This is a genomic window from Mycobacterium conspicuum (genome assembly GCF_010730195.1).
In the GTDB taxonomy this organism is placed as follows: Bacteria; Actinomycetota; Actinomycetes; order Mycobacteriales; family Mycobacteriaceae; genus Mycobacterium; species Mycobacterium conspicuum.
The window spans coordinates 2600095-2611835 of the sequence record NZ_AP022613.1 but is presented as its reverse complement, the minus strand read 5'-3'; the positions used below and the strand labels follow the sequence as shown (position 1 = coordinate 2611835).

Sequence of the window (11741 nt, the reverse complement as noted above, 5' to 3'; positions counted from 1 at the left end):
GTCACGCCGCCTCACCCGTCTCGATGCGATACCTGCCGCTGGGATCGACGATCGCCACCAGCCGCACGATGCAGCCGTCGCCGCCGACCCAGCGCCAGGGGAACGCGGCGAAGGTGACCCGCTTGCCGGTGACCTTGTCCAGCTCGCCGCCGACGTTCTCAAAACCATAGATGCCGTTTGACAGGATCGCCCGGTGGCACGGCTCCCACTCGGGGAAATCGTCGAGCACCTTGCGCCCGGTCTCCTGCTCGTATTCCTTTACCGCCCAAGGCAGTAGGCCGCCGGTATGTTCGGCGGGACCGTGCGGGCCGATCGAGGTGGCCAGCGGGTGGTCCAGGGCCTGGGTGTCGGTGCCGACGGCCTTGACGCCCTTGGCGGCGAACCACTCGCCGGCTTCCTTGTAAAAGCCCGGCGAATAGGCGTAGTACTCGGCGCTGTCGGCGTACTTGTGGTGCCAGCCGGTGTTGACGATGACGATGTCACCGGGTCTGATCGAAGCTGTCGCATTCTCCAGGTCCTCGGCGGTGACGACGCCCCACTTATCCTTCGGGATCGACACCACGACTCCGGTGCCGAAGAACGCGCTCAACGGGATCTCGTGCAAGAACGGTGTGCCTTCCACGACGTGGGCCGGCGCGTCGATGTGGGTCCCGGAATGCATGACGGTGGTGATCTTTTGGGTGAGCACCCGGCTTCGGGCCATGTTGTGCAGGCGCTCGATCTTGACGTCCTCGAAGTACGGCCACGCCGGCTGACCGTGGCCCCACGGGTGCGACAGGTCGTAGAACTCCAACGTCGATTCGGCTTCGCCCAGCGGCCAGGTGTAACTCATGACTTTCCTTCCAGTGCAATGCTTTCGAGCTGACTAGTGATGTGTGCGGCCAACCGCGCGGCGGCCCGTTCGCGCGCGCCTTGGGGCCAGTCGAGGAAGCCGTGGCCGGTGCGCGCGCCGAGTTGCCCGTCGGCGACCATGGCGCGTAGCAGCGGGCTGGGATGGGGGTGCGAGTCGAGGCTGGGGATCACCGCTTCGTGAATGGCCAGGGTGAGGTCCAGGCCGACGTAGTCGGCATTTTCCAGGGGACCTAGCGTGGCCAGCCGCAGCCCAATCGTGTTGCGTACCACCAGATCCACGGTCTCGGCGTCGCAGACGCCCTCGGCGACCAGCGCGATCGCCTCGCGCCACAGGGCGTGTTGCAGCCGGTTCCCGATGAAGCCGGGGACGTCGCGCCCGACCCGCACCGGCGTCTTGCCGGCGTGCGCGAGAAAACCCATGACGCGGTCCACGGTGGCCGCCGCGGTCCGCGCGCTGGGCACCACCTCGACGATCGGGATCAGATCCGGCGGGTTCCACCAGTGCATCCCAATCGCGCGGCCGCCGTCGGGCACCCGCTCGGTGACCGCACCCACCGGCAGCACCGAGGTGTTGGTCGCCAGCACCGCAGATGGTGCCAGCGCGGCCAAGCGTTCGAACAGGCCCTGCTTGATGGCGAGGTCCTCGATGATCGCCTCGATGACCAGATCGGCGTCGCCCACCGCCGCCGCCAGATCGGCGACCGCGGTCACCTTGCCGCGCCCCGGACCGGCCACCTCGCTCGCCTCGGCCACGGCGTCGTCCAACACACGGGTGTTGGTGTCGGTGAGGACGACATCCAGGCCGGCCGCGGCCAACACCCCCGCGATGCGGCTACCCATCAGGCCGGCGCCGACGACCGCGGCGCGGGCGAAACCGAAATCCGAAGTCAGCATGCCGTGTACCCGCCGTCCAGATACATCACCTGGCCGGTGAAGAAGCTCGACGCATCGCTGAGCAGATAGATCAAGGCGCCAACGAAGTCCTCCGGTTCAGCGAAGCGGCGCAACGGAATTCGCGCGAACATCGCCTCACGGGTGGCGCGCCCCTTGTCGTCGTCGGCAAACATCCATTCGGTCACTTCGGACCGGAAAACCGTTGGAGCAAGCGCATTTACGCGGATACCGGCCCCGCCCCACTCTGCCGCCAGGCTCTTGGCCAGCAGGTCGGTGGCCGCCTTTGACGGGCAATAGGCGGTGTAGCCGGCGGGGTGGCCGAGCGAGCCGCGGACCGACGAGACGAGTACCACGCTGCCTCCCCTGCCCTGATCGAGCAGCACCCGCCCGGCCGCCTGGCACACCAGCCAGGCTCCCCGCGCGTTGGCGCTCATTACCTTGTCGAAATCCTCGACGGCCATCTCGGTGATGGGCGCGACGTGGTTCATCCCCGACGCCACCAGAACCCCGTCGAGGCCGCCGTGGCGGGAGACGACCGCCTCGACCATGGCCGCGGCGTCGGCGGGGGTGTCGGGGCGCCGGGTCACCAGCACGGCGTCATCGAGGCCGAGTTCGGTCAGGCCCGCGGCGTTACCGCCAGCGAGTATTAGCCGAGCTCCCGCGTCGGCCAACGCTCGGGCAGCGACGCTGCCCAGTGCACCGCTCGCGCCGGTGATCAGTATCGACTTGCCCCGCACGCTGAAGCGCTCCGCCGCCGTCACCGTTGACCTCCACATAATTCCCGCAATACGGAATTATCAATTCGTTATACGAGAGGACGTTAGGCGCGGGCGGCCGCCAAGTCAAGCAATATTCCTGTGATGCAGAGCGCAGTGGCCGCATCGCGGGATTACGGCAGCACGATCCCGGTCGCCGGGCCCAGGGGGATCGCCTGGCCACCGGGGGCCTGGTAGCCGCCGGGCGTCCCGTACAACCCGAATATCGGGTCGGTCGGCCCCGCCCCGGCGAACATGTCGTTGATCCAGCCGGCGGACAGGGTGTACACGGCCGCCGTGTCGCCCCCCGGGGAGATCTTCGTTGCCAGCTGGGCGGCGACGTCGACGAGGGGGTGATCGCCCAGCATCGAGTCGACATGCGAGCCGTGGACCATCTCGACCCCGACGAACTGCCCCGGGTACAAATGCACCAGTTGATTCGTGGTTTCACCGAAACCGTTCTCGAGCTGCGGCGGCGAGGCGATCGTGTAGTCGGGGATGTTCATCGTCTTCAGGCTGGCGATCCCGGACGCGAAGCCGGTGGAGTTGTTTCCGGCGCCGTCGAACATCACCACCCCGAGAAGGTGGTTGTCGGCGGGGTTTCCGGCCAGGTCGGCGATGTAGTCGCCGCCGGCCTCCGTGGCGAAGGCGCCGCCGGCGGAATGCCCAGAAATCACGAAGCTTTGCGGCAGCGTGCCGTGGTAGCCGGCCTGGTTCGCGCTGGCGTTCAGCGCCGCCTCGTTGCCCAGGAACAACGAGCCGACGGCTTGCTGCATCTGCGCGCCGTTCAGCCAGGCGCCGTTCGGCAGGAACACCGACGACACCGTCGGGGTGACCACGATGCAGTCGGTCCGCTCGGCGAGCTGAATCGCCAGATCGCTGTACCAGCCGCCGGTTCCCGGCGAGCCGTGCTGTAGATAGATGACACCGCGGGCATTCACCGTTCCGTCGGCCTGCGTCGGGAAGTACCAGCGCGCCGGGGCCGAATAGCCATGGGGACCAACCGGAATGTTCAGGTAGGAGGTCCCCTCGGTCACCCCGGTCACCGCGCCGGGCGTCCCGGTCGACTGCGTCACGCCGCCGCTGCCGGTGCCGAGGCTGCCGTTGAAGAGGCCACTCAGCAGCCGGCCACCCAGGCTGGGCCCGGTTCTCCCGGTGACCACGGGCCCGACGGCTTGCTTACCGAAGAGCGGTTGCCCGGTCAGATAGATGAAGGGGGAAAAGACCCCCTTGTCGAAGAACTGCTGCTGTAGACCCCGCACCAACAGCGACGCATTCGAGGCTTCGGCGGCCGCATACGTCGTCCCAGCGCCGCTCAGCGCATCCGCAAACTCGGTGTGAAACCGAGTCGCCTGCGCGGTCAGCGTCTGAAATGTTTCGCCGTAGCGGCCGAAGAAACGCGTGACGGCCGCCGACACCTCATCGTGCGCCGCGGCGACAATGCCCGTCGTCGAGGGCGCCGCCTCGGCGGCCGCCGCCTTGATCGCCTCCCCGATTCCCCTCACGTCCCCCGATACCGCGGCAAGTGCCTCGGGTCCTGCGATCACGTACGACGACACCGGTGCCCCCCAATCGTCAACGGCAAAGCGGGCTTTAGGAAGAAATCACCGGCAGCACGATCCCGGTGGCCGGGCCAAGGGGGATCGTCTGACCGCCGGGGGGCTCATAGCCGGTTGGGGTTCCGTACAACCCGTTGATTGGGTTGCTCGGCCCCCCACCGGCGAAGAAGTCGTTGATCCAGCCCTCGGCGAGCGTGTACACGGCGGCGGTGTTGCCGCCGGGCGAGAACCTGGTGGCCAGCTGGGAGGCGAAGTCGATGACGGGCTTGTCGCCGAGCATCGAATCGACATGCGAACCGTTGGCCAGCTCCACCCCGACAAACTGGTTCGGGTACAGGCTGACGAGTTGGTTGGTGGTGACGCCGTATGCATTCAACATCTGGGGCGGCGCAGCGATCGTGTAGTCCGGGATGTTCAACGTCTGCAGGCTGGCGATCGACGGCGCGAAGCTTCCGGCATTGGTCGCGACGCCGTCGAACATCACCACACCGAGCAGGTGGTTGTCGGCGATGTCCGCCCCCAGGGCCTTGACGTAGTCGCCGCCCGCCGCCGTGGCGAGGCCGCCGCCGGCCGAATGCCCGGAAATCACAAACTCTTGCGGCAGCGTGCCGTGGTAGCCGGCCTGGCTCGCGCTGAGATTCAGCGCCGCCTCGTTGCCGATAAACAATTCGCCGACGGCGTGCTGCATCTGAGTGCCGCTGATCCAGGCGCCGCCGGGCAGCGGAAGCGACGACACGGTGGGGGTGACCACGATGCAGTCGGTGGTTTCCGCCAGCGCGATCGCGAGCGGGCTGTAATAGCCGCCCGTTGCCAGGAAACCGTGCGACAGATAGATGACACCGCGGGCATTCACCGTCCCGTCGGCCTGCGTCGGGAAGTACCAGCGCGCCGGGGCCGAATAGCCATTGGCACCGACCGACAGGTTCAGGTAGGAGGTGCCCTCGCGGACCCCGGTCACCGCGCCGGGCGTCCCGGTCGACTGCGTCACACCGCCGCTGCCGTTGCCGAGAGTCCCGTTGAAGAAGCCGGTGATTAGCCGGCCGCCCAGACTCGGCCCGGTGGTGCCGGTGACGACGGGCCCGACAGCCTTGTTACCGAACAGCGGGTGCCCGGTGAAATAGATAAACGGCGAGTAGAAGCCCTTGTCGAAGAACTGCTGCTGCAACCCCCGCACCAGCAGCGATAAATTCGTCCCCTCGGCGGCCGCATAGTTGGTCGCAGCCGCGGTCAGCGCATGGCCGAACTCGGAGTGAAATTGCGTCGCTCGCGCGGTCAGCGTCTGAAATTCTTTGGCGTAGTTGCCAAACAGACTCGTGATGGCCGCCGACACCTCGTCGCCGGCCGCCGCGACAATCGCCGTTGTCGAGGGCGCCGCGTCAGACGCGGCACCCTTGATCGCGTCCCCGATCCCGGTCAAATCCCCCGACACCGCGGCAATGGCCTCCGGTGCTGCGATCACATACGACATCGGCGGCTCCGATCCTCGTGCCAGATAACTGTTTCGGAGGATAAGCCTTAGCGGCGCTTAGGTCCGCGTTTCTCGCGCACTCGCACATTGATGCGGATCGGGCTGCCCTGGAACCCGAATGTTTCGCGCAGCCGCCGCTCCAGGAAGCGTCGGTAGCCGGCCTCCAGAAACCCGGAGGTGAACAGCACGAAGGTCGGCGGCCGCGTCGTGGCTTGGGTGGCGAACAGGATGCGAGGTTGCCTGCCGCCGCGCACCGGCGGCGGGTTGGCCGCGACGACCTCTTTGATCCACGTATTGAGAGGACCGGTCGCGATCCTGGTGTCCCACGACTCCAGCGCGTTCTCCATCGCCGGCACCAGTTTCTGCACCGCCCGACCTGTCTTGGCGGAGATGTTGACCCGTTGCGCCCAGCGCACCTGCACCAATTCACGGTCGATCTCGCGCTCCAGCAGATCGCGACGATCCTCGTCGACCAGGTCCCATTTGTTGAACGCCAGCACCAGCGCCCGCCCTGCGTCGATCACCATCGACAGCACCCGCAGATCCTGTTCGGTCAACGGCGCCGACGCGTCGATCAGCACGACTGCCACCTCGGCCGAATCGATGGCCGCGTGCGTGCGCACCGAGGCGTAGAACTCGTGACCGCTGGCCTGACCCACCTTGCGGCGCAGGCCCGCGGTGTCGATGAATCGCCAGATTTTGCCGTCCATTTCGATCAGCGAGTCCACCGGGTCGACCGTCGTTCCCGCCACGTCGTGCACCACTGATCGCTGATCGCCGGCCAGCTTGTTCAGCAACGAGCTCTTGCCGACGTTGGGCTTGCCGACCAGCGCCACCCGGCGCGGTCCGCCACTCACCGCTGCGGCTTCGGACACCTCGGGCAGCTCGGCCAACACGTCGTCGAGCAGATCGGCGACACCGCGGCCGTGCATCGCGCTGACCGGGTGCGGCTCGCCGAGTCCCAGTGACCACAGCGCCGCCGCGTCCGCCTCGCCCTTCTCGTTGTCAACCTTGTTGGCGGCCAAGAAGACTGGCTTACCCGAGCGCAGCAGGATGCGGGCGGCGGCCTCGTCGGCGGCGGTGGCGCCGACGGTGGCATCGACGACCAAGATGACCGCATCGGCGGTGCGCATGGCCACCGACGCCTGCTCGGCCACCAGCTGTTGCAGGCCCTTGGCGTCGGGCTCCCAGCCTCCGGTGTCCTGCACGACGAACCGGCGTCCGGTCCACAGCGCGTCGTAGGAGACCCGGTCGCGGGTGACGCCGGGGACATCCTGCACCACCGCTTCGCGCCGGCCCAGGATGCGGTTGACCAACGTCGACTTGCCGACGTTGGGCCGTCCCACGATCGCCAGCACTGGGGCCGGTCCCTGTTCAGCGAGCTCGTCGAGGTCCGAATCGCCGAGTTCCCAGTCGCTTTCGTCGGTCCAGGTGCCGTCGTGGGTCACTGCTTCACCAACTCCAGTAGGTGGGCGATCACGGCTTCCTCGGTCATGGCGCTGGTGTCGACGACCACGGCGTCGTCAGCCGCCCGCAGCGGTGACACCGCACGCGTGGAATCGAGATGATCGCGGCGGCGCACGTCGGCCAGCACCCCCTCGTAGTCGTCGGGCAGGCCCGCCGCGACGTTCTGGTCGTTGCGGCGCCGCGCGCGGGTTTCGGCCGACGCCGTCAAGAAGATCTTCACCGGCGCGTCGGGCAACACCACGGTCCCGATGTCGCGGCCCTCCACCACGACGCTGCCGCCGCCGTTGGCCATGCGGCGCTGCAGCTCGACAAGTCGGGTACGCACCGCGGGAACCGACGACACCGCCGACACCGCCCGGGTGACCGCATCGCCGCGAATCTCGGCCGAAACATCCTCGTCGGCAAGGCAATAGCGATCACCCTTGGGGTTGTAGTCCACCGACATCTGCACCGTCGACGCGATCCGTCCGACGGCCTCGGCATCGTCTGGGTCGACTCCGGCGCGCAGCACCGCCAGCGTCACCATGCGGTACATCGCCCCGGTGTCCAGGTAGCGTGCGCCGAGTTCTTGCGCCAATCCCTTTGACACGGAGGACTTTCCGGTGCCCGCCGGCCCGTCGATGGCGACGACGACCGTCACAACCCCACCGCCTTGTACAGCTGGCCGATCTCGTCGCGGCGCAGCGCCCGGATGCTGCCGGGGCGCTGCTCCCCCAGCGTCACCGCCCCGATATCGGTGCGCACCAGCGCCTCCACCGGGTGACCGGCCGCCGCCAGCATCCGGCGCACGATGCGGTTGCGGCCTTCGTGTAAGGTCAAGCGCAGCAACGTCTTTCCCGGTATCGCATCCACCACCGCGAAATCATCGACGCGCGCGATGCCGTCGTCCAGCTCGATTCCGGCGCGCAGCTTTTTGCCCAGTCCGCGCGGCACCGTCCCGGTCACCGTCGCCAGGTAGGTCTTGGGCACCTCGTGGGAGGGATGCATCAGCCGGTGCGCCAGCTCGCCGTCGTTGGTCAGCAGGATCAGGCCCTCGGTGTCGGCGTCCAGGCGGCCCACGTGAAATAAGTTCTTGTTGCCCCGAACTTTTCGCTCGATCAGGTCGCCGATGCAGGGGCGGCCACGATCGTCGGACATGGTCGAGTGCACCCCCCGCGGCTTGTTCAGCGCCAGGTACACCTGTGAGTCGTCGAGAACCACCCGCGCCCCGTCGACGCGGATCACCGAGGCGTCCGGGTCGACCCGAGTGCCCAGTTCGGTGACCACCTCGCCGTCGACCTCGACGCGGCCTTCGATGATCAACTTTTCGGCGGCGCGCCGCGACGCAATCCCGGCCTGGGACAACACCTTTTGCAAACGGACCGGTTCGCCCATCAATCCTGGTCCACGTCGAATGACATAGCCTCGTCGGAGGATTGGCCGCCCGTGAGTTTGATGAAACGTGGTTCGCTGTCCAGGGATTCGCTGAGGTCTTCGATCGTGTCGACGTCGGGCAGCAACGGCGCGATATCGGGAAGTTCGGCCAGCGAGGCCAATCCCAACCGTTCCAGAAACAGCTCCGTGGTGGCGAACGTCACCGCGCCGGTGTCGTCGTCGGTGCCGGCCTCGGTGATCAGCCCGCGCGCCAACAGGGTGCGCATCACCGCGTCCACGTTGACCCCGCGGACCGCACTCACCCGCGCGCGCGTCACCGGCTGGCGGTAGGCCACCACGGCGAGGGTCTCCAGCGCGGCCCGGGTGAGTTTGGTGCGCGCGCCGTCGAGCAACAGCTTCTCGACGTACGGCGCGAACCGGGCCCGGGTGTACAGCCGCCAGCCCTCGCTGGTCTTGCGCAGGTCGATGCCGCTGTCGCGCGCGGTGAGTTCCTCGGCGAGTGCCTCGAGCTTCGCGGTCACCCGGTAGACGGGTTGCTCGATGGCCGAGGCCAGTGCCTCGACGGTGACCGGGGTGTCGACCACCAGCAGCAGGGCCTCCAGCACGGAGCCGAGTTCCTCGGGATCCAGCGGCGCCACCTCGGCGATGTCGGGGATGCCAGAAACGGCACCATCGAGATCGAGGTCGGGCACGTCGTTAGTCATCATTCGTCTCGCACTTCTACCAGGGCTTCGTTGGTCGGCCGTTCCCCGGTCCACGAAACTTGGAGCACGCCAAGCGGCTCTAACTGCTCGAATGCTACCGCCCGGGCCCGATACAGCTCGAGCAGCGCCAGGAAGCGCCCGACCACCTCGATCGACGCCTGACAGTCGGCGACCAGCTCCGAAAACGTGGCCCAGGCACCGCTGCCGCGCGCTTCGAGGATCTCCAGCAGCCGCTTGGCCTGCTCGGGCACCGACACCTGCAGCTCGTGCAGATGCCCCAGCGCCACCACGGGCACCGGCCGCGGGGTGAACGCGACGGCGGCGATCTCGGCGAAAGTCTGCGCGTCGACGCCCAGCATCACCTCGGGGAGCAGGCTGGTGAACTGTTCCTCCAGCGCCACCGAACGCGGATAGCTGCGCAGCGCGTTGGCCTCCAGCTCGGCGAAGATCGACGCCACATGCTTGAAGGCGCGGTACTGCAGCAGCCGGGCGAACAGCAGGTCGCGCACCTCGAGCAGCGCCAGGTCCTCGTCGTCCTCGACCTGACCGGCCGGCAGCAACCGGGCGGCCTTGAGGTCGAGCAGGGTCGCGGCGACCACCAGGAACGCGGTGGTCTCCTCGAGTTCGAGCTGCGAGCCGATCTCGCGGGTGTAGGCGATGAAGTCGTCGGTGACCTGGTGCAGCGCCACCTCGGTGACGTCGAGCCGATGGGCGAAGATCAGCTGCAGCAGCAGGTCAAACGGCCCCTCGAAGTTGGTCAGCCGGACCTGGAAGCCGTTCTGGGATGCCGTCTCGCTGGTCTCGGAGCCGTTCGCGATCCCGTTCACGCGCCGAATCGGTCGATGAACTCGCGGGCCAGGGCGCGGTAGGCGAGGGCGCCCTGCGACTTCGGGGCCCACGTCGTGATGGGTTCGCCGGCGACGGTGGTTTCCGGGAAGCGCACCGTGCGGGTGATCACGGTGTCGAACACCAGGTCCCCGAACCGCTCCACGACCCGGGCCATCACCTCGCGCGCGTTGACGGTGCGCGGGTCGTAACGGGTGAGCAGGATGCCACTGATTTCCAGCTTGGGGTTGAGCCGGTCGCGCACCTTATCGACGGTATCGGTGAGCAGCGCCAGCCCGCGCAGCGAGAAGAACTCGCATTCGGTCGGGATGACGACGCCGTCCGCGCAGGCCAGTCCGTTGACGGTGAGCAGGCCCAGCGACGGCTGGCAGTCGATCAGGATGTAGTCGTAGCGGTCCAGCACCGGGTACAGCGCCCGGGCCAGCGTCTGTTCCCGGCCCACCTCGTTGACCAGCTGGATCTCGGCGGCCGACAGGTCGATGTTGCTGGGCACCAAATCCATGTGCGGGACGCGCGTGTGCAGCAGCACGTCGTCGATCGACACCCGCGGCTCCACGAGCAGGTTGTGAATGGTCTGCTCGAGTTCGTAATGCGGTACGCCGAGACCCGCGGACAGCGCGCCCTGCGGATCCATGTCCACCAGCAGCACCCGTCGGCCATATTCGGCGAGCGAGGCACCCAGATTGATGGTCGACGTGGTTTTCCCGACGCCGCCCTTCTGGTTGCACATCGCGACGACCTTGGCCGGCCCGTGCGACGTGCGCGGCTGGGGCTCCGGGATCGCCCGCGGCGGGCGTCCGGTCGGGCCGACCGGAACGTCGCTGTCGGGGAGCTCGGTCATCGCCGGCCATGTGTTCGGGAGGTGAACATCGCTGGAAAGTCTAACGGCTGCACGCCCATAAGCCGGGCGACCCGCAGGCAATCTCACCAGCCAATATGCGCAAATTCGCTAAAGCTTAACACCAGTCACACCAGCAACATTGGTGGCCCTATCGTGGTGAGTTATGGATCTCAAGCGACGGATGCCCCTGCTGCGCTGGTCGGTGTGGCGTCTGGTGGTCGGGAATCGCAACATCACCGTCACGGGCCAGATCGGGGACGGACGCGAAGCCGCCGCCGTCGACTACGTCCTGCGGAACGCTCGGGCGGGCGACATCGACGACGTGCTGGCCACGATCGACAAGTACGCCTACGAGAAGTCCATCCTGATGAACGTCGGCGACGAGAAGGGCGAGATCCTCGACGCGGCCGTGCGCCGCGCGGATCCGAAGCTGGCACTGGAGTTGGGCACCTACTGCGGCTACGGCGCGCTGCGCATCGCGCGTGCCGCGCCGAACGCGAAGGTGTACTCCGTCGAACTCGCCGAAGCCAACGCCGTCAACGCCCGTCAGATCTGGGCGCACGCCGGCGTCGCCGACCGCGTCACGTGCGTCGTCGGAACCATCGGCGACGGCGGGCGCACCCTGGACGCGTTGGCCAATGAGCACGGGTTCCATACTGGTGCAATCGATTTCGTCTTTCTCGACCACGACAAAGACGCCTATCTGGACGATCTGCACAGCATCGTCGACCGGGGCTGGCTGCATCCGGGGTCGGTCGTGGTCGCCGACAACGTCAGGTTCCCCGGCGCGCCGAAGTATCGCGCGTACATGCGCGAACAGCAGGGCAAGCTGTGGAAGACCGTGGAACACAAGGCGCATGTCGAGTACCAGACGCTGGCAACGGATTTGGTGCTGGAGTCCGACTATTTGGGCTAGCGCGTATTCACGGCATTGACTCTGCGTTCAGGGCGGAGTTTTGCGAGTGGGCGCCACCCTCAGCG

Annotated in this window: 12 protein-coding genes; 1 reads left to right on the top strand and 11 read right to left on the bottom strand. The window is 67.3% G+C overall.

Annotated features, from left to right (window positions below; translation table 11 throughout):
- Nucleotide 1: 1 nt before the first annotated feature.
- The 11 genes from G6N66_RS12235 to G6N66_RS12185 all read right to left on the bottom strand — a co-directional run bounded on the left by G6N66_RS12235 (nt 2) and on the right by G6N66_RS12185 (nt 10760).
- Nucleotides 2-832, bottom strand: coding sequence for a cyclase family protein (locus G6N66_RS12235; protein ID WP_085234215.1), 831 nt, complete (start codon nt 830-832; stop codon nt 2-4).
- A complete protein-coding gene (locus tag G6N66_RS12230; protein ID WP_085234216.1) occupies nt 829-1746 on the bottom strand; it encodes a 3-hydroxyacyl-CoA dehydrogenase family protein in 918 nt (305 codons plus the stop codon). Before G6N66_RS12230 ends, G6N66_RS12235 begins: the two co-directional genes overlap by 4 nt.
- Complete coding sequence (locus G6N66_RS12225; RefSeq protein ID WP_232079280.1) at nt 1740-2507, bottom strand: SDR family NAD(P)-dependent oxidoreductase; 768 nt, start codon at nt 2505-2507, stop codon at nt 1740-1742. The genes G6N66_RS12230 and G6N66_RS12225 overlap by 7 nt, the downstream gene beginning before the upstream one ends.
- Before the next feature lie 128 nt (nt 2508-2635).
- A complete protein-coding gene (locus G6N66_RS12220; protein WP_085234218.1) occupies nt 2636-4060 on the bottom strand; it encodes a PE domain-containing protein in 1425 nt (474 codons plus the stop codon).
- A gap of 34 nt (nt 4061-4094) precedes the next feature.
- A complete protein-coding gene (locus G6N66_RS12215; protein WP_085234219.1) occupies nt 4095-5528 on the bottom strand; it encodes a PE family protein in 1434 nt (477 codons plus the stop codon).
- A 47-nt stretch (nt 5529-5575) separates the two neighbouring features.
- Nucleotides 5576-6976 carry a ribosome biogenesis GTPase Der gene (gene der, locus G6N66_RS12210; RefSeq protein WP_085234220.1) on the bottom strand — a complete coding sequence of 467 codons (1401 nt, stop codon included), beginning with the start codon at nt 6974-6976 and terminating at the stop codon, nt 5576-5578.
- The gene (cmk, locus tag G6N66_RS12205) at nt 6973-7635 is read right to left on the bottom strand and encodes a (d)CMP kinase (protein WP_085234221.1); all 663 of its coding nucleotides are present in this window, start codon (nt 7633-7635) and stop codon (nt 6973-6975) included. The genes der and cmk overlap by 4 nt, the downstream gene beginning before the upstream one ends.
- Complete coding sequence (locus tag G6N66_RS12200) at nt 7632-8369, bottom strand: pseudouridine synthase (protein WP_085234222.1); 738 nt, start codon at nt 8367-8369, stop codon at nt 7632-7634. Before G6N66_RS12200 ends, cmk begins: the two co-directional genes overlap by 4 nt.
- Nucleotides 8369-9073: an SMC-Scp complex subunit ScpB gene (gene scpB, locus G6N66_RS12195; protein WP_085234223.1), complete on the bottom strand. Its 705-nt coding sequence runs from the start codon at nt 9071-9073 to the stop codon at nt 8369-8371. Before scpB ends, G6N66_RS12200 begins: the two co-directional genes overlap by 1 nt.
- On the bottom strand, nt 9073-9900 hold the full coding sequence (locus tag G6N66_RS12190) for a segregation/condensation protein A (protein ID WP_085234224.1): 828 nt from the start codon (nt 9898-9900) through the stop codon (nt 9073-9075). Before G6N66_RS12190 ends, scpB begins: the two co-directional genes overlap by 1 nt.
- Complete coding sequence (locus tag G6N66_RS12185; RefSeq protein ID WP_085234225.1) at nt 9897-10760, bottom strand: ParA family protein; 864 nt, start codon at nt 10758-10760, stop codon at nt 9897-9899. Before G6N66_RS12185 ends, G6N66_RS12190 begins: the two co-directional genes overlap by 4 nt.
- A gap of 163 nt (nt 10761-10923) precedes the next feature.
- Here G6N66_RS12185 and G6N66_RS12180 point away from each other — a divergent pair, with 163 nt between their 5' ends.
- Complete coding sequence (locus G6N66_RS12180; protein WP_085234226.1) at nt 10924-11676, top strand: O-methyltransferase; 753 nt, start codon at nt 10924-10926, stop codon at nt 11674-11676.
- The last annotated feature ends 65 nt before the right edge of the window (nt 11677-11741 follow it).

Coding starts and splice junctions, on each gene's coding strand:
- scpB (WP_085234223.1), bottom strand. CDS start 9,073: ATGACTAACGACGTGCCCGACCTCGATCTCGATGGTGCCGTTTCTGGC.
- G6N66_RS12215 (WP_085234219.1), bottom strand. CDS start 5,528: ATGTCGTATGTGATCGCAGCACCGGAGGCCATTGCCGCGGTGTCGGGG.
- G6N66_RS12230 (WP_085234216.1), bottom strand. CDS start 1,746: ATGCTGACTTCGGATTTCGGTTTCGCCCGCGCCGCGGTCGTCGGCGCC.
- G6N66_RS12235 (WP_085234215.1), bottom strand. CDS start 832: ATGAGTTACACCTGGCCGCTGGGCGAAGCCGAATCGACGTTGGAGTTC.
- G6N66_RS12200 (WP_085234222.1), bottom strand. CDS start 8,369: ATGGGCGAACCGGTCCGTTTGCAAAAGGTGTTGTCCCAGGCCGGGATT.
- G6N66_RS12185 (WP_085234225.1), bottom strand. CDS start 10,760: ATGACCGAGCTCCCCGACAGCGACGTTCCGGTCGGCCCGACCGGACGC.
- G6N66_RS12180 (WP_085234226.1), top strand. CDS start 10,924: ATGGATCTCAAGCGACGGATGCCCCTGCTGCGCTGGTCGGTGTGGCGT.